Raw genomic sequence first — 18,055 nt, forward strand, 5'->3', positions numbered from 1 at the left:
AGCGGTTTCTTCCCCAGCCCCTTCAAGAGCACTGATGAGGTGTGGAGCTCGCAAGAGCCCTACAACTCTCAGCCTAGAAAAAAGTATCTGTACACAACTATCGTTTGTCGAAACGGACAACTTATCCTTTGACCGCTCCCATAGTAATCCCTTGGGTGAAGGATTTTTGGAAAACAAGGAAGACCGTAACGATTGGCACCGCCGCTAGGGCTGCCCCAGCCATGATCAAGCCATAGTTAGTAGCCATTTCAGCCTGCATGGTCGCAACCCCTAGTGAAATGGTCAAGTTTTGACGAGAGGTCAACATAACCAATTGCATAAAGTAATCGTTCCAAGTGTTGATGAAGGTGAAGATGGCAAGGGCTGCAAATCCCGGCTTGACAATCGGAAAGGCAACGCTCCAGAAAGTCCGTAACTCTCCACAACCATCGATCTTAGCGGATTCTAAGAGTTCTGTTGGGATGTTTTCACTAAACTGCTTCATCAAGAAGACCCCGAATGGCCATCCAACCAGTGGCAAGATAACCGCTGCTAGGGTATCGTGAATTCCCATAAAGTTGATGATCCGTACCAATGGAACCAAGACAACTTGCTTCGGAAGGGCCATGGCTGCGATAAAGGTAGCGAAGAGAATTCGTTGACCATAGAAGCGTTTCTTAGCTAAGACATATCCTGCCAAGGAAGAGGTCATACACACTAAGAGCATGGTGGCAAGGGAGATGAAGACACTGTTCCACAACCATTGTAGAGCTGGGTTTTGTACCATCAACTGTTGGAAATTTTCCATGGTTGGTGTCTTTGGCCACCACTGAGGTGGGATCATAATGGTATCTGGTTGAGACTTAAAGGCCCCTGTCAAAATCCAATAAAATGGGAAAATGAACAAGACTGTCAAAAGGAGCAAAACGATGGTGGAAATCACTGTAAAGGCAGTGATGGGTTTCTTTTGTGTTGATTTCATCTGAGGCTCCTTTCTTTAGTATTCTACGTCGTTTCCGAGGATCTTGAATTGCGCAAAACTAATAATGGCAATCATCACCGCAAGGAAGACACCCATGGTGTTGGCATAACCGTATTCAGAGAGTTTAAAGGCTTTTTCATATAAGTAGTACATAAGGGTACTTGTTGAGTAGTTAGGACCACCAGATGTCAACAATTGGATTAAGGCGAAACATTGGAAAGAGTTAATGGTCGTAATGATCGCAATATACAGGGTTGTTGGCAACAAGCTTGGCCATTTGATCTTCCAGAAAACTTGAAGTTCTGTCGCACCATCGACACGCGCTGCTTCTACGAGAGAATTATCAATATTTCCCATAGCCGCGATGTAGAGGATGATTGGTTGACCAACAGAGGTGGTCAACAAAATAATGATGATGGCCATTAAAGCCCAGTGTTTGTCCCCCAACCAAGAAATATTTTGGTTGATGACATGTCCAGATTTCAATACAAAGTTCAAAATACCTGATAGTGGATCATAGATCCATTTCCATACTACTGTAACGGCTACACTCCCTGTAACAACAGGAAGGAAGAAGACGAAACGGTAGAAGGAACGGGCAATGGCATTTTGATGATAGGTCTGAGAAGCCACAAACAAGGAAAACAATACTACGATTGGAACGGATCCAATAACGATGATAACGGTATTGATCAAGGACTTGATAAAGACCTTATCCGCAAACATGCGGGAATAATTTTCAAAACCAACAAATTTGAAGGAGGTCATAGAGTAATTGAAGAAACTAGTGACAAACCCCATAATCATTGGTGCTAATACAAAGACAATAAAGAAGATTAAAATGGGTGCTAAGAATGCGTAGGAAACCAGCGTCTCCCTCATTCGGATTTTGTTTACCTTCACAATAAGGCACCTCCTGATGTTCTTTTTCTATTTTGATTACTTGATTCTTTATTTGAAGCAATTCCATGTTGCTTCAAATAAAGAATCAATAGGAAGAATGAAAACACAAAGGCCCCTCTTTCAATCTACACATGGAGATAAGAAATCGAGGGGCCTATGCTTTCTTATTTCTATGAAAGGATCATTTTAATTTCATAGATGATCTATTTTTTCTTGATCGTTTCGTTTGCTTTTTCGGTGAATGTCTTCAAAGCATCTTCTGCTTTTTCATCTCCGTTTGAAACAGATTGCAACATTGGGAACCAAAGTGTACGCATTTCTGCAAAGCCGTCGATTGTGTTGTAGTATGGTGAGTAGTATTTAGTCCAAGTGCTGATGGTTTCCATCCGTTTGTCATCATACAATTTACCAAATGAGCTACGAACTGGGAAGGCACCTGTACGAACAACGTTCTTAGGACCCCATTCTTTGTCATCTGCGATGAATTGAACAAATTTCTTAGCTGCTGCTACTTTCTTTTCATCCTTGTTGTTGAAGACTGCAAAACCATTGACAAGGTATTCCAATTTTGGTTTGCCTGAATCAGATGGGAATGGTACTTCGACTACTTCAACTTTACTTGCGTCCAACAATTTAGCTTGGATACCGTTTTGTGAAGGTGCCCACAAGATAGTGTAAGAAGTTTGACCGTTGGCAAAGTTTTGGATGTCTGCTCCACCATCAAATTGGGAACCATTCATCATCAAACCGTCATTGATCCATTTAGAAGCTTTTTCTAAACCTTTGACAAATTTTGGATCATCCGTTGTATACTTGGTTACTTTTTCATCAGTTACAGAACCACCGTAAAGGTTGGCGATAAAGGCACGAGTACCTTGGTCTCCACCTTGACCATTACTGAAGAGTGATCCTGGTGTGTAGCCTTTGTCTTTCAAAGCTTTCAAGACTTTTTCGAAGTCGTCTGTAGTCCAGCCTTCTTTGACAAGGTCTAGAACTCCTGCATCTTCCAACATTTTCTTGTTCATGGCCATGTAGAATGGTGCTGAACTGATTGGATACATGTAGGCAGTGTCGCCGGCCTTGCTAGCTTGGATGATATTGTCGTTGTTGACATCTTTTACAAAATCTTCAGTAAAGAGATCATTCAAGTCAGCCAATTTACCATTTTTACCGTATTGGATAATCCGCCCTGGTGCGTCAAAGAGCACGTCTGGAGCAGTTCCTGCTTCAATAGCTGTCGTGATTTTTTCAGGACCAGATTTGAAGTCGATGGTTTCTAGTTTAACCTTGATATCTGGATTGGCTTTTTCGAAAGCTTCGATAATAGATTTTTCGTAGGTACCTACACCATCATCAGCTTTCTCTTGAGTAAAGACTGGGAAGGCCCACCAAGTGATTTCTGTTTTACCAGAGTTATCGCTTGAAGATTCAGACTTGGATCCTCCTCCAGATCCACAAGCTGCAAGTGCTAGCACCGCTGCACCAGCTACTAACGAGTACAGTACTTTTTTCATTTTCATGTGATTTCTCCTCACGTTTGCGGTAAGATTTCTCTTACTTAGTGTATCCTCACTGAGGACAGTGGTCATTAAGTATTCTCATTTCTACTGGGTGACTTCTCTCTTCCTAGCTTCCTCCTTGTCTCTTTTTACTGTTCTTTTTTTCTATTTTAAAGCTGCGACGAAGCGTTCTGTAATTTCTTTAGGTCGCGTAATAGCTCCTCCTACTACAAGCCCTCTGACCCCCAGGTCGTGAATTTCTTTGGCTTGTGCAGGATAGTGGATCTTACCTTCAGCAATCACATCGACACCCGCTTGGCAGAGTTGGCGAATCAGCTCAATGTCAGGTCCGTCTATTTTCGGACTATAATCTGTGTACCCAGATAAGGTCGTTCCGACAAAATCAACCCCTGCTTCGACAGCTGTTAAGCCTTCTTCAAAGGTGCTGATATCTGCCATCAAGAGTTGGTCAGGATATTTCTCCTTCACTTGGTGGATAAAGTCGACAATCGATAGACCGTCATGACGCGGACGTTTGGTACAATCCAGTGCAATCACTGCGATATCTAATACAGCCAATTCATCAACTTCTTTCATCGTAGCAGTAATGAATGGTTCTTCAGGAGGATAATCTCGTTTGATGATCCCGATAATCGGAAGCTTTGTCACTTCCTTGATTTCTTTGATATCGCGGACGCTATTGGCCCGGATTCCAACCGCTCCTCCTTGCTCAGCTGCTTTCGCTAAGAGAGGAATCACACCTCCAGCCTCTGTATAGAGAGGTTCATGAGGAAGCGCCTGACAAGAAACGATAATGCCGTCTTTGATCTGTTGAATTAATTCTTCTTTCGTGATCTTGGACATACATTCCATCTCCTTTGTTTATTACGTCAACTCGAGTACTTGTAAAGTTATTATATAGTATTTTTAAAGCGCTTACAATATTAACTGACCAAATTGATAATAGTTTCATATTTTAAACTATTATTTCCTCCCTCTGAAACTAGTTTCAGAGATTTAAACATTCTAAAACTTTTTAACAAATTTTTTTCATTTCCAGATTTTTATACGAATAGTATAAGTGACCAAACAAAAAGAAAGGAGGACCACAGATGTACTATACTCCCATTATCATCCCATGGTTTTTGTATTACTTCTTCCGCAAATAAATAAGGAAAGGGAATACCTAACATGAAAAAGAATACCAGAGCTTTTGTTTTATTGATCTTGCTTTCATTGATTTTATTTTAAACAAAAACTTGAAACGTAAGCTAAACACTGCATTGGCTATTTAACCTTATCCTTGCTTCATCTAATCAGCTCAGCTGACACAAAATGAACAAAAGTCAACCACATACAAGCTAGCTCTATTGGAAAATTACCCTAGCTTTGCTATTCAACAAAAATTAGGAGTATTAAGATATGAGATGGCCTATCCACACTATGATTTTTGCAATCATCATCGCATTAACCGTTTTACACGATGCACATCTGATTGCATTTCAACCAAAAATTAATTTAGCCATTGCGGCTACGATCTATCTAGCAGTTGATGCTAGATGGCAACAAACAGAAAAGAAAGAGGAAAACTAAATGACAACAGAATTAACACAAAAATTCACACCCTTAACAGAAGCAGAATTGACTCAAGTCGATGGGGGAGCTATCCCATTGATTGCTTGGATCATTGCTCATCCCTATCTATCTGGCTCTATTGCTGGTGGTGTAACAGCTGTCGGAACTGCCATTTGGGGAGCATTTAAATAATTAATTTGAAGGAGAAAAGCAATGATCGACCAAGTACAATTTAAAGATCTCACGCATGATGAATTAAGTGATATCAACGGTGGAGCACTACCAGTTTTGTTTGTATTCGCATCCGGTTTTTCCACTGCCTATATCGGGACGACTAAACTGATTGATGCCTTTCATCGAAATATGACACGAAAATGGTAAAGGAGGAACCCTATGAGTCTAGTATTTATCACCCTCATCCTTTTGACAGGGTACTGCATTCTTGATAAAAAAGCACCCAAACAGGTAGAAGGGTACTTTCCTAAATTTGCCATTGCCTTCATGGTCACCTTCACCATTCTGAACGAGGCAATTGATTTACTCTACACGATCTTACATTAAGGAGGACAGCTATGGATACAAGCATCCATTATACTTGCCTAACGGAAGCTGAACTTGCGACCATTGACGGGGGAGCCTCCGTCTTTGACTCGGCGAAATTCATCGTTCAAACATGGAATATTTTATACAATTCCGGACGTGATTTTGGCCGTAGTATCATCAACGGCATTATGCACTAGAAAGGAGCAAGCATGAGACTCGAAGAAACGCGTTTTAAAAGCTTGTCCGAGCAGGAACTCAGTCATGTAGACGGTGGATCCGTCTGGCTCACTGTTGGACTAATTGCAACTCCCCTACTCATGGGGACCTTTGCCGGAGCCTTTGATGAATATGCTCGCAAACGAGGCAAATAGTAACACTTCTTTATCATCTCACTTAACAGTACAAACATCCCAGCTATCATTCTATAGCTGGGATGTTCTATTGTTTAAACGATCTTTTTAAGCAAAAAAATGAGGCTGGGACAAAAGTCCTAGCCTCTCAATTGTCTTTGGATTATCGAGCAAGACGCAGTGGTTGAGTGGGCTCTACTACGCTGATTTCATCAGCTTTTACAGCCCTACTCAACTGTGCGGAGGTGGGACGACGAAATCGAATTCTAACGAATTACCGATTTCTGTCCCACTCTCATTTTTCTATCTTATTTAGGTGATGGATCTATACAACTTCTTAGCTGAGGTCGTTATCAATAATGACTTTCAAGGCATTGTTTTCGCCAGCATGTTTGAAAATTTCGTATGCCTTTTCTGCTTCTGAAAGTTTGAAGTGGTGGGTCACCAACTTCGTCGCATCAATCTTGCCAGATTTCAAGACGTTAAGAAGCATTTCAGTTGTATTGGCATTGACCAAACCGGTATTGAGCGTAATGTTCTTGATCCAAAGGTCATCAATATTGAAGCTAACTGGTTTACCATGCACTCCGACGTTGGCAATATGACCGCCGACAGAGATAATATTTTGGCAAACATCAAAGGTAGCTGGATAGCCCACACATTCCATGGAGATATCGACACCACGACCATCGGTCACTTCATTGATAAAGGCCTTGATTTCATCAATATCACTTGAACAGATGGTATGAGTAGCTCCAAACTTCTTAGAAGCTTCGAGACGAGATTCTGACAAGTCTACCATGATAATGGTAGCTGGTGAGAAGAATTGTACGGTTAAGAGAGCTGCTAAACCGATTGGCCCTGCACCAACGATACAAACGTTGTCTCCAGGTTTCACGTGAGAAGGAAGAACACCAATCTCATAGGAAGTAGGCAGAATATCAGAGAGCATAACCAGGGCTTCGTCATCTACAGAAGCTGGTGCATGATAAAGACTGCCGTCTGCGTGAGGGATATGGACATACTCTGCTTGGGTACCGTTGATCAAGTGGCCAAGGATCCAGCCCCCATCTTCACAGTGGGAAGGCAAACCACGCTTACAGTAGTAGCAAGTGTTACAAGCTGTTACGCAAGAGATGATAACCTTGTCTCCTACCTTAAAGTTCGTAACCGCATCGCCGACTTCTTCGACAATCCCAATTCCTTCGTGACCCAGGATGGTCCCTTCTTTACAAGCTGGAACATCACCCCCCAAAATATGGAGGTCTGTTCCACAAATGGTCGTTTTCACTAAACGAACAATCGCATCAGTTGGTTTCTTGATCACTGGTTTTGGTTGATCAATCAACTGAAGATTTCCTGCGGATACATATGTTGCTGCTTTCATAAGCGACTCCTTTTTTGTTGGTTTTATCAAACCATTTTATTACAGTTTTTTACTTTGTGAATATTATAACATACAAAGTAAGCGCTTGCAACATATTTATTAGATTTCTTTAAAAGATAGTTTTCAGGTCTCAAAAATAAATTTCTAGCGTTAAGATAAAGAAAAATCCCTCGCTCTTTTGAGCGAGGGGTAGCTGATAAACATCAGTTGTTCTCTAGCGCCTTATTTACGACGTCCTGGACGTTCTTTGTAACCATAGTATGCATCTTCGATGATTTCTTGCATATGGTCTACCATTGGAAGACGTGGGTTAGCTGGTGAACATTGATCTTCGTAAGCAAGGAAGGCCAATTCACGAGAATGTTTCTTCCATTCTTTTTCATCGATTCCTTGTGCTTTGAAGTTCATTTGGATACCTACGCGCTCACCGAGTTCGTAAACAGCTTTTGCATAAGCTTCTACTGCTTCTTCTGGTGTAGAGCATGGAAGTCCTAACATACGAGCGATGTCTTGATATTTCTCATCTGCACGGTAGTAGTTGTACTTAGGCCATGTCGCTGTCTTGGCTGGACGTGTACCGTTGTAGCGGATAACGTATGGAAGCAAGATCGCATTGGTACGTCCGTGAATCGTGTGGAATTGCGCACCGATCTTGTGGGCCATTGAGTGAGAAATACCGAGGAAGGCATTGGCAAAGGCCATACCTGCGATAGTTGACGCATTGTGCATCTTTTCGCGTGAATGGAAGTCTGCGTTCTTCACTGAGCTTTCCAAGTTTTCAAAGACAAGTTTGATGGCTTGAAGAGCAAGACCATCCGTGTAGTCACTTGCCATTTGAGATACGTAAGCTTCTGTTGCGTGAGTCAAAACGTCCATACCAGTGTCCGCTGCAACAGATCCTGGAACTGTCAATACCAAAGCAGGGTCTACGATTGCCACAGTTGGTGTCAATGAGTAGTCAGCAATTGGGTATTTACGGTTGTTTGCTTTATCAGAGATAACGGCAAATGGCGTTACTTCAGATCCTGTACCAGATGTAGTTGGGATCGCAATGAATTTAGTCTTCTTACCAAGCAATGGGAACTTGAAGGCACGTTTACGGATATCCATGAATTTTTGAACCAAGTCACGGAAGTCTACTTCTGGTTGCTCGTAGAAGAGCCACATTACTTTAGCCGCATCCATTGGAGATCCACCACCAAGAGCGACGATGGTATCTGGTTTGAAGGCACGCATGATCTCTGTACCACGTTCAACGGTTGTGATATCTGGATCTGGTTCTACGTCAGCAAAGATTTGGTAAACTACCTTGTTGCGACGAAGGTCAAGCTGTTCGATGATACGATCAAGGAAACCAAGCTCTACCATAGCGTGGTCTGTAACGATCATGACACGTTCAACGTCACGACATTTTTGTAGGTATTCAATTGAATCACGTTCAAAGTATGTTTTTGAAGGAAGTTTCATCCATTGCATGTTATTTCTCCGGCGTCCGACTTTTTTGATATTCAAGAGGTTGATGGCACTAACGTTGTCCCCAACAGAGTTGCGTCCGTAAGAACCACATCCAAGTGTCAATGATGGCAAGAAGGCATTGTAAACATCCCCGATACCACCGAAAGTCGAAGGAGAGTTGCAGATGACACGAATGGCTTTGACTGCTTTACCAAATTCTTTGGTCAATTCTTCGTCTGCTGTATGGATAGCAGCTGAGTGACCAAGACCGTTGAATTCAACCATTTGGCGTGCTTTGTTAATTCCGTCTTCACGGCTTTCAGATTTCAAGACAGCGATAACTGGTGACAATTTTTCACGAGTCAACGGCTCTTTTTCACCAACTTCTTTACATTCTGCAGCAAGGATATTGGTTCCTTCTGGTACAGAGAAGCCAGCTTGTTCAGCGATCCATGTTGCTGGTTTCCCAACGATGTCCGCATTCAATTTCGCACCCGCACAGTTCTTGCTATTGGCTTTTACACCGAAGCAGAACTCTTCAAGAAGGGCTTTTTCTTTTTTGTTAACAAAGTAAGTATGGTAAGATTTGAATTCTTCAACAAACTCATCGTAGATTTCTTTATCGATGATGACCGCTTGTTCAGATGCACAGACCATACCGTTGTCAAATGATTTAGACATGACGATATCGTGTGCAGCTTGGCGGATATTGGCTGATTTTTCAACATAAGCCGGAACGTTTCCGGCACCTACCCCAAGAGCTGGTTTCCCACATGAGTAGGCCGCTTTCACCATGGCATTCCCACCTGTTGCAAGGATTGTTGCAACACCTTCGTGGTTCATAAGCGCACTAGTTGCTTCCATAGATGGTTGCGTGATCCATTGCACACAGTTTTCAGGAGCTCCTGCCTTAATCGCTGCATCGCGGACGATTTGTGCCGCATGAGCAGATGATTCTTGAGCAGATGGGTGGAAGGCAAAGACGATAGGGTTCCGTGTCTTCAAGGAAATCAATGCTTTAAAGATTGCTGTTGAAGTTGGGTTGGTTGTAGGAGTGATCCCGCAAACGACTCCGACTGGCTCAGCAATCAGGGTCAAACCTGTGACGTCATCTTCTTGAATGACACCAACTGTCTTGGTGTGGCGCATGTTGTTCACGACGTGCTCACAAGCGAACAAGTTCTTTGTCGCCTTGTCTTCAAAGACCCCACGACCAGTTTCTTCATAAGCATGAAGAGCAAGCACACCGTGTGCGTCAAGAGCAGCTACAGATGCTTTTGCAACGATGTAGTCTACTTGTTCCTGATCCAATTTGTGCATTTCTTCAAGCGCCACAAGCGCTTTTTGCACCAACTCGTCTACGTGTTTTTCAGCAGCGAGTTTCTTTTCTTCAGGTGAGAGAGATTTTTTATCAGCCATTTGATGCTTTCCTCCAATGTTTGAAACCCTTATCCTTTTCCGGAACTTTTTCTTGTTTTCAAAAACTTTCAAGAATAGTGTAAGAAATTTCGATTTGTTAATTTTTTCACAATATAATTGTACTCTATTTTAGAAAATTTGTAAATAGTTTCACAAAGATTTTTTTAACTTTTTTCTATGAACCCTCCTTCTCCTTCTATATAGGAGTATTTCCAAGAAAAAATTGAAGGATTTTTTTGAGAAAGCACTTCAATTTCACAAGCAAATATTTTCACGCAATTTATGTAAGCGTTTTCTTAATTTTACTAAAAAAAGCAATTTTCTTCAAGTGAAAATTGCTTAAATAGCTTAGTAAATTTCTACGGTTTAACCGGCCCCTGATTGGCTTGATCAACTGCTTCTTTCACGACCTTGGCGTACAGGTTTCCTCCAACATCGATGGACCCATCTGATTCTAAACCAAAGTGGACATTATCCGTTCCAGCCCAAATAGCTGGGTTATCGATAGCAGCTTGGTACCAGTCTGCTATATAGACATAGTCATATTTTTTAGCCAACTCCAGCTCATACTGTCGAGTCTGAACGGTGACACTATTGCTATCATTGGCTTCACGCCCGTCATATGGCGTTACGAAAATTAAGCGATGTCCTTTTGGTAATTCTTGAACAAACTTATCCAACAATTCTTGGTAATTATTAGAAGAGTTGGTTCCAAGTGCAATCACCACGTTCTTGAGCAAGACTCTATTGGCAATATCCGTTTCATATACTTTTAAGCCCGAGTCCAGATTACGACTCACCAAAGCGTCTAATTGGATATCTGGCAGCACTTGTTTCAAATAATCTGATGCCCGGAGGTTTACAGAATCTCCGATCATGGTCACTCCATCTGACACATTGTAAGAAGTCGCTGAAGCATTGTCTACTTGGGCACGCGTGATCTGCATCTTGCTGTCGGATTGACGAAGCCCTTCGGTAATCAGGTTTTCATCAAAGGCTCCGACGCGTGGCGCAAAAAGTGCAATCCCAAACATGAGCAAGGTCAACGGAATCGCGCTGTAAAAGAGTGGTTTCGTGAAACTTCTGAGATCCATAGAAATGCCAAAAATCTTTGGTTCACGTCCAGCCAAGGTTGGTTCAATAATATAAAAACTTAAAGCAGCAAGGCTAAAGGATACCAGTGTTGTTAGCAGAGAAGCCCAGCCATTGGTCATTAATTGAGAAAAGATGATGTAAAAGGGCCAGTGGAAGAGATAGACCCCATAACTTGTATCCGCAATAAAGGTAATCACTGCAGGTTCTTTCTGATCTGGCGTCTTTTCATGGAGGACACGAGTCATCACAATCATCACAGATCCAGCAAGAGTCGCTACTAAAAAGCCAAATAAATAGGTCCAAACACTATCAAACGGAAGAATAAAGGTCAAGAGCAACAAGACTAGAAAAGCACCAGCTAAAATCGCTAAGGTCTTCTGTAGAGATAACTTCTTCACTAATTGAGTAAGATTTGGGCTAGTCGTTGTAATCCCTGTCACTGTCGCTAAAGCACTCCCCACAAAGAAAGGAAAGACGTGAGCGATGCTAGAAAAATAGACATTGGACAAATTCTTCGTGACCAGTGCTCCGACAAAGAAGGTCAGGAAGGTCACCAAAAAGAGACCTGTCGAAGAAAGGAAGATATAACCTCTATATTGGCCAACTGATTTAGCTTTTTTACCCAAAAACCAAGCCAAAAGAGCCCAGAGTACGTAGTAATGAACTTCCAGAGCCAAACTCCAGGTATGAATGAAAAGATGAGGGATGAACTGGCTTTCGTAACTTCCGCCACTTAACATCTCATAGAAGTTGGTCACAAAGCCAAAGACGGCCGCAATCTGTGTCCCAATTCCAGCAATAAAGTCTCGTCTGACCAAGAAGGTAAAAGGCATGACCAGCAAGACCATAAAGACTAACGGAGGAACAATCCGGTAGAAGCGTCGTCGCAGGAAGCCTTTGAGGTCAATTTTTTGATGACGGGCAAACTCATCGATCAGAAGAGCCGTGATCAAAAATCCTGAGAAAGTAAAGAAGATATCGACTCCAATAAATCCACCAGGAAAAACTTTTTGAAAGAAATGGTAGAGAAGAACGAGAAGAAGTCCCGTTATCCGTACCAATGAAAACCATTTAATTCGCATTTTGATAAATTCCTTGTTTAAACGTTCCTTTATAGACAACATTTTGTTCTGTCGTCAAGGTTCCATGGCCTTCTGGTTGGCCATTGACAAATTCACCTTCATATTTCCAACCAGCCTTGGCTGTAAAGGTTCCATGACCACTAAAGGTCCCATTGACAAAATTGCCCTTGTAGGTGTCTCCGTTTTCAAAGGTCACCGTCCCTTGGCCATTCATCTTGCCACGGACGATACTTCCGTCGTAGCGAATAGCTCCCTTATCGAGGGTCAAAACACCTCTGAAAGGAATGGAGGAAAGAAAAACCCATAAAGCAGACAGAACAATAATCCCCAAGGACAATCGTTCAATATTCTCTCTCGTAACGTAGACCTTATAGGTCTCATATAATTCTTTTATTTTTTCCATATTCTGTTCATTCTGTTTCTATTCAACCGGTTACTCATTTAAGGAGCAAGTCCGAAACTAATCTTCTAAGCGTTCCAACCATTCTTGACAACCAGCTAGGACACGGCGATAGGTCTCTTCGAAATCTCCTGTGTACCATGGATCTGGGACACTTTCTCCTGCAAAGAGATGAATCTTGTGCTCTGTTCCAGGCGGTGCCATTCGTTTGAGGTCGGACACATTGTTCTCATCCATTCCTAAGATCAGATCAAAGGTATGAAAATCTTGGTCACTGATTTGAAGGGATGTTTTAGATGCATCATAGGGCACGCCATGACTACGAAAAATCTTTTGAGTCCCTTGGTGAATAGGGTTCCCATGCTCCCAGTTAGAAGTAGCACGACTTTCAATCTCATACTGGTTGGTCAAGTCCTTCATGACAAACTCCGCCATGGGGCTTCGACAAATATTTCCTAAACACACAAATACGATTTTTTTCATGACAGCACCTCCTTTCTATTATAACAGAATGTAGGAAAAATATAATCTGCTAAAATTATAATTTTGAGGCAAGACGAAAAAAGCCTGTCCACCGTTGAGGTGGGCTGACTTTCTTTTTTTAGTCAGGCAGGATGATCTGAAGGGCTGGCCATTTTCGTTTCCAATCTTTCTTCCGCATGCGTTCCGTATAAACCACCAAGCGCTCTGGGCTGGCTAAAAAATGTGGAGTCGGCTGAACGACGAAGTCTTCGATATCCCTTGTCCCATAGGGGAGAAAGAGCTCCAACTGACCATCTTTCCTTAGGCGAACCGCAAGTGCCGTACACTGCTCGGGGTATTTAGAAACCGCATCACAAGCACTGCGATAAGGGGCCGTCCCCGGGCTATGCTGGTGCATGTAGACTTGATTCTTCACTTCCCATGCATACTGGGGAAATACCTTCTTTAATTCCTGCTCAATCTGCTGCGTCTCCTCATAGCTGATCGCAGGGTCATAAAAGACCAGATCCAGATCCGTTGTCGCATCAAACCCAGGTCTTCCAGAAAGCTGGTTCCAGATAAAATTTCGTACCGCACCCGCTGCTAACCAAGCATCTGCCAAATCTAGATCTCGAATAATGGCCAAGACCGCCATCATCTCCGGATCCGCTTGGATTTGTTCTACGATCGTTTCTTCTGTCAGCATCTTCTGCTAGTCTCCATTGTAGGGATAGCCTAGGTGTTCATAGGCCTTGCGGGTTGCCACGCGCCCTGTACGGGTCCGCATGATAAAGCCTTTCTGAATCAAGTAAGGTTCATACATATCTTCTACAGTCTCCCGCTCTTCAGCAATATTGACCGATAGGGTCCCAAGGCCAACTGGTCCTCCCCCATACATCTCAATCATGGTGCGCAGGATTTTTTGATCGACATAGTCCAGTCCTTCATGGTCCACATCCAGCATGGAGAGGGCCTTGTCGGTAATAGTCTCATCAATCAAGCCATCGCCCATAATCTGGGCAAAATCGCGCACCCGTTTGAGCAAGCGGTTGGCAATCCGAGGGGTCCCACGACTACGAAGAGAGAGCTCTTCAGCAGCTTCGTGGGTAATTTCCATTTCAAAAATCTCAGCGGTCCGCTCGACAATCTCTGTCAGATCATCTTGCTCATAATATTCCATATGCCCCGTAATCCCAAAGCGAGCGCGCAAGGGATTGGACAGCATACCCGCTCGGGTCGTCGCCCCAATCAAAGTGAAAGGCGGAAGATCCAGATGGACACTCCGACTGGTCTCGCCAGCGCCAATCATGATATCGATGTAAAAATCCTCCATGGCACTGTAAAGCACTTCTTCGACTGACATAGGCAGACGGTGGATCTCATCGATGAAGAGAACATCACCCGGCTCTAGGTCATTGAGGATAGCTACCAGGTCACCAGCCTTTTCAATGACAGGACCGGAAGTCTGCTTGAGATTAACACCCAGCTCATTGGCAATGACAAAGGCCATAGTGGTTTTCCCCAGTCCCGGGGGGCCAAAAAGAAGGACATGGTCCAGCGCTTCATCCCGAAGCTTAGCCGCTTCAATAAAGATTTTTAGCTGGTCCTTGACCTTATCTTGGCCGATATATTCATGTAAATATTGCGGGCGTAGCGTCCGTTCAACAGCCTCTTCATCGCCCATGATTTCATTGTCTAAAATTCTACTCATACAGTCTATTATAGCAAAAAATGATACCTTCTGATGATTTAAAATCATATTCTTTTCGATATATTACTAATTATTGATTATCGGTTTTCGGATCCGATTTTCCTCTTAAAACAACTTGTTTCTGTTTAAGGAACGTACCCAAACTCGCGGATGCTCATAAAGGTAATAAGGAACGTAGTTCTCACTAGCGTTCGAACTGCGTCAATATCTCTAAATTCGGTTGAACTCTCTGAGTTCACCTCATTAAGAGATATAGAAAAGCCACCGGTTTTGGTGGCTCTTATAGGGAGATTATTATGAAAAAGTTTTAGGAGTTTTATCATTCAAAGTTAGGAGGTCTTTGATGATGGTATTAGTATACGACGGGAAGCTTAAAGTTTCCTTATAGTTATTTTCGAAAAATATTTTCTAAAAAAGAGGAGGCCTTCAGCAAGAATTTTACATCCTTGTTTGGAGCCTCCCCTTTTCTCATTATTTTTTAGCGATGGCATGGTAGCTGGTCTTGCTGGTAAAGACTTGACCTGCTCTCAAGATGACCTTTTCAGCTTGGTCACTATGAATGGCATCTGGCACTGTTTGAAATTCGAGGGCCAGGCCATTGTGCTGAACCATTGGTTTGCCTTGAAGATGAACGGTTTCATCTACAAAATTGGCTGAATACACCACCAAGGCTGGGGCTTCTGACTTGAAGGTCAAAAAGCGCCCAGACGGCTGATGGTAGAAGAAACCTGCATTTTCATGCCCTTCTGGCAAAGCGAAGGGATGGTCTAATCCTTCTACCAGGCGGATTTGCGGATCAGAATCTTTGAAGAGATCCTCTAACAGCATGGCTTGGTAGAGATGCTGAACAATTGGACTTTCTCTATCCACAGTGTGAAGAGGAACGCCATCTGGATGAATGGGGTAAAGCCCCTGATGATTGATCTGGAAGACATGGTCATTTATCGGCTGGGTGAAGTTGCCCGATAGGTTGAAATAGCTGTGGTTGGTCGGATTAACCAGGGTGTCTTGGTCTGTCTCTACTCGGTAACTGATTTCCAGCTCCCCTGCTTCAGTCAAACTATAGGTCACCCAGATCTTGAGATTCCCAGGGAATCCACCGGTGCCATCTGCACGCTCTGTGTACAGAGTGATTTCTTGGTCCGTCACCGACTCCACGCTAAACAAGGCGCTGTCCCAGCCAGTCGATCCACTGTGGTTGCAGTTGGCACCATTATTGGCTTCTAAGTGATAGGTTTGACCATTGAGCTCAAAATTGGCCCCTGCGATCCGACCAGCAACTGGACCAATGCTGGCCCCATACTTGGGACTATTGCCGACATAGGCATCAAAATTGTCAAAGCCCAATACAATATTGGCGAATTGATCCTGTTTGTCAGGCGTCACATACTCTAAGATCGTCGCCCCATAGGTCATGACAGACAATTGATAACCTAGGTCATTTTCGAGGCGATAAGCTTCTACGTCTTGGCCGTCCAGTTGACCAAATAGATATTTTTGATAGTGTTTCACAAGTTGTCTCCTCCAAGATCATTCATTCTAGTGAAAAGGGTGAATCACCACTCCTTGTACAACACGGTTGACTGTTCCAGTTGGTGATGGTGTGTCTGGGCGATTTTGAACCTTGAGCGAAGTCAAGAGAGATATCAATTGACCGTAGATAATGTATGGGAAGGCACGGTAGATATCCAGTGAGTCTGCTGAAGATGCTACCAACACTTCACGTACATGCTCAATCCCAGCAGCTTGGTCCGTCAAGAGGACGACCTGACGGGCAATCTGATCCCCTGCTACTTCTCCAACCAAATCTAGATCATACTGACGCGTATAAGGATCAATGGAGCCAAATACCAAGACGAGAGTTTGGTCATTGATAAGGGATTTCGGTCCGTGACGGAAGCCGACAGGGCTCTCGTACATGGTCGCGATTTTACCAGCTGTTAACTCTAAAATCTTGAGCTGGGCTTCATGAGCTAGCCCAAAGAAAGGTCCTGCTCCTAGATAGATGACACGTTCGAAGTCTAAATCTACAACTTCCTTGACCTCGCGATCTTTCTCCAAGACCTGCTCTGACAGATAAATCAATTCTTCCACTCGTTTTTCCTTGATTTCTTCCTCACTTGGATCAAAGACCAAGAGGGCTGTCAAGAGCATAGAAGTAAAGCTGGATGTCATGGCAAAGCCAGCATCATTGGTTTCTTTTGGTTGGAGAAGCAAGAGATTGCGCTCATCTCCGTGAGCTTGCTGAGCTAGCTTGCCTTCTTCCGCACAGGTAATGGTGATCTGATAGAGTTCATCGACCAAGTCTTGAGCCAACTCAACTGTCGCAACACTTTCAGGCGAGTTGCCACTTCGTGCAAAGGAAACTAAGACCGTCGGCACTTCTTTTTTGAGGTAGGTTTGTGGATGCGCCACGATATCAGTCGTCGCAATGGATTGGAAATTCCAATGGCGTTCATCGTACACTTCCTGCAAATAGGGAACCAAGGTGTCCCCCACATAGGCCGAGGTCCCTGCTCCTGTCAGGATGACTTTGATGTAGCCATGACGCTTCCCAATGGTCTCTAAAAACTCTTGGATTTCTTTCGCTTTCTCTTGATAGAGACGATAGGTTCCTTTCCAAACTTCTGGTTGCTGGTAAATTTCGCGAGTCGTAATTTCAGCCCCCAGTTCAAGCAGTTCTTCTTTTGTATAATCTAGCATGCTTTTCCTCTTTTCTACCCGCCTTATAAGCGGTAAGAGGCCGAGACAATTGTCCCAGCCCCATTCCGAATGTTCAAGCGGTCTTCGCTATCGTATCTTATTCATCCTCGTCGTCATCAAAGTTGGATAAAAGATCATTAACCTTCACGATGCTTTCTTGTGCACGCGCTGGATAAGCTTCTTCTCCTCCGACCAGGCTGTTATTAATAAATTCAATTACCATTGGCAAGTTCATCCCTGCATAGAGGTCAATCGCACGTCCTTCAAGAATCAGACGGCTAACTGTATTACAAGGAGTGCCTCCCAAAAGATCCGCAAAGACGATATAGTCCTCAAAGTCTGCAACACAGGCTTCAAACTTGGCTGTAAACTCCTCAGGACCTTCCTCTGGCAAGAGGGCCACGGCATGAATATTGTCTTGTGGTCCCATAATCATTTCTGTACTGGCTTTGAGCTCTTCACAGAAGCGACCATGACTGACCAATACTAACTGTTTTGCCATACCTTACT

Annotated in this window: 20 protein-coding genes; 6 read left to right on the plus strand and 14 right to left on the minus strand. The window is 43.3% G+C overall.

What is annotated here, in order from left to right:
- Positions 1-121: 121 nt before the first annotated feature.
- The 4 genes from DW738_RS09485 to DW738_RS09500 all read right to left on the minus strand — a co-directional run bounded on the left by DW738_RS09485 (position 122) and on the right by DW738_RS09500 (position 4,227).
- Positions 122-961, minus strand: a complete 840-nt coding sequence (locus DW738_RS09485; RefSeq protein ID WP_023027491.1) for a carbohydrate ABC transporter permease — start codon at positions 959-961, stop codon at positions 122-124.
- Between the two features lie 15 nt (positions 962-976).
- Positions 977-1,864 carry a sugar ABC transporter permease gene (locus DW738_RS09490; RefSeq protein ID WP_023027490.1) on the minus strand — a complete coding sequence of 296 codons (888 nt, stop codon included), beginning with the start codon at positions 1,862-1,864 and terminating at the stop codon, positions 977-979.
- 203 nt (positions 1,865-2,067) lie between these two features.
- Positions 2,068-3,384 (minus strand): ABC transporter substrate-binding protein, encoded by a 1,317-nt coding sequence (locus tag DW738_RS09495; protein ID WP_120701401.1) that lies wholly within the window; start codon positions 3,382-3,384, stop codon positions 2,068-2,070.
- 144 nt (positions 3,385-3,528) lie between these two features.
- Positions 3,529-4,227 carry an N-acetylmannosamine-6-phosphate 2-epimerase gene (locus DW738_RS09500; protein ID WP_123160876.1) on the minus strand — a complete coding sequence of 233 codons (699 nt, stop codon included), beginning with the start codon at positions 4,225-4,227 and terminating at the stop codon, positions 3,529-3,531.
- 558 nt (positions 4,228-4,785) lie between these two features.
- Between DW738_RS09500 and DW738_RS10340 the strand changes: the two genes are divergently transcribed.
- The 6 genes from DW738_RS10340 to DW738_RS09525 are packed head-to-tail and all read left to right on the plus strand — an operon-like array spanning position 4,786 to position 5,852.
- A complete protein-coding gene (locus DW738_RS10340; RefSeq protein WP_023024919.1) occupies positions 4,786-4,956 on the plus strand; it encodes a hypothetical protein in 171 nt (56 codons plus the stop codon).
- Positions 4,957-5,130, plus strand: coding sequence for a bacteriocin (locus tag DW738_RS09510; RefSeq protein ID WP_123159734.1), 174 nt, complete (start codon positions 4,957-4,959; stop codon positions 5,128-5,130).
- Positions 5,131-5,151: 21 nt separating this feature from the next.
- Positions 5,152-5,319 (plus strand): class IIb bacteriocin, lactobin A/cerein 7B family, encoded by a 168-nt coding sequence (locus DW738_RS09515; RefSeq protein WP_123160877.1) that lies wholly within the window; start codon positions 5,152-5,154, stop codon positions 5,317-5,319.
- Between the two features lie 12 nt (positions 5,320-5,331).
- Positions 5,332-5,499, plus strand: coding sequence for a hypothetical protein (locus tag DW738_RS10345; protein WP_006595270.1), 168 nt, complete (start codon positions 5,332-5,334; stop codon positions 5,497-5,499).
- 11 nt (positions 5,500-5,510) lie between these two features.
- Positions 5,511-5,678: a hypothetical protein gene (locus tag DW738_RS09520; protein WP_023024913.1), complete on the plus strand. Its 168-nt coding sequence runs from the start codon at positions 5,511-5,513 to the stop codon at positions 5,676-5,678.
- A gap of 12 nt (positions 5,679-5,690) precedes the next feature.
- Positions 5,691-5,852, plus strand: coding sequence for a bacteriocin (locus tag DW738_RS09525; RefSeq protein ID WP_123160878.1), 162 nt, complete (start codon positions 5,691-5,693; stop codon positions 5,850-5,852).
- A gap of 316 nt (positions 5,853-6,168) precedes the next feature.
- Here the strand turns inward: DW738_RS09525 and DW738_RS09535 are convergent, their stop codons facing one another.
- The 10 genes from DW738_RS09535 to DW738_RS09585 all read right to left on the minus strand — a co-directional run bounded on the left by DW738_RS09535 (position 6,169) and on the right by DW738_RS09585 (position 18,047).
- The gene (locus DW738_RS09535; protein ID WP_123160879.1) at positions 6,169-7,218 is read right to left on the minus strand and encodes a zinc-dependent alcohol dehydrogenase family protein; all 1,050 of its coding nucleotides are present in this window, start codon (positions 7,216-7,218) and stop codon (positions 6,169-6,171) included.
- A 222-nt stretch (positions 7,219-7,440) separates the two neighbouring features.
- A complete protein-coding gene (gene adhE, locus DW738_RS09540) occupies positions 7,441-10,092 on the minus strand; it encodes a bifunctional acetaldehyde-CoA/alcohol dehydrogenase (protein ID WP_123160880.1) in 2,652 nt (883 codons plus the stop codon).
- Between the two features lie 359 nt (positions 10,093-10,451).
- Positions 10,452-12,269, minus strand: coding sequence for an acyltransferase family protein (locus tag DW738_RS09545; protein ID WP_123160881.1), 1,818 nt, complete (start codon positions 12,267-12,269; stop codon positions 10,452-10,454).
- A complete protein-coding gene (locus DW738_RS09550) occupies positions 12,259-12,672 on the minus strand; it encodes a hypothetical protein (protein ID WP_123160882.1) in 414 nt (137 codons plus the stop codon). The genes DW738_RS09545 and DW738_RS09550 overlap by 11 nt, the downstream gene beginning before the upstream one ends.
- A gap of 57 nt (positions 12,673-12,729) precedes the next feature.
- Positions 12,730-13,152: a low molecular weight protein-tyrosine-phosphatase gene (locus tag DW738_RS09555; RefSeq protein ID WP_023024900.1), complete on the minus strand. Its 423-nt coding sequence runs from the start codon at positions 13,150-13,152 to the stop codon at positions 12,730-12,732.
- A 118-nt stretch (positions 13,153-13,270) separates the two neighbouring features.
- Positions 13,271-13,837 carry a nucleotidyltransferase family protein gene (locus tag DW738_RS09560; protein ID WP_123160883.1) on the minus strand — a complete coding sequence of 189 codons (567 nt, stop codon included), beginning with the start codon at positions 13,835-13,837 and terminating at the stop codon, positions 13,271-13,273.
- Between the two features lie 6 nt (positions 13,838-13,843).
- A complete protein-coding gene (gene ruvB / locus DW738_RS09565) occupies positions 13,844-14,842 on the minus strand; it encodes a Holliday junction branch migration DNA helicase RuvB (protein ID WP_023024896.1) in 999 nt (332 codons plus the stop codon).
- A 471-nt stretch (positions 14,843-15,313) separates the two neighbouring features.
- Positions 15,314-16,354, minus strand: coding sequence for an aldose epimerase family protein (locus DW738_RS09575; RefSeq protein WP_023024894.1), 1,041 nt, complete (start codon positions 16,352-16,354; stop codon positions 15,314-15,316).
- Positions 16,355-16,381: 27 nt separating this feature from the next.
- Positions 16,382-17,545, minus strand: coding sequence for an SIS domain-containing protein (locus DW738_RS09580; protein ID WP_123160884.1), 1,164 nt, complete (start codon positions 17,543-17,545; stop codon positions 16,382-16,384).
- Positions 17,546-17,642: 97 nt separating this feature from the next.
- A complete protein-coding gene (locus tag DW738_RS09585; RefSeq protein ID WP_023024891.1) occupies positions 17,643-18,047 on the minus strand; it encodes a PTS sugar transporter subunit IIA in 405 nt (134 codons plus the stop codon).
- Positions 18,048-18,055 lie beyond the last annotated feature (8 nt).

Source organism: Streptococcus sp. AM28-20 (assembly GCF_003603595.1).
GTDB classification, from domain to species: Bacteria; Bacillota; Bacilli; order Lactobacillales; family Streptococcaceae; genus Streptococcus; species Streptococcus ilei.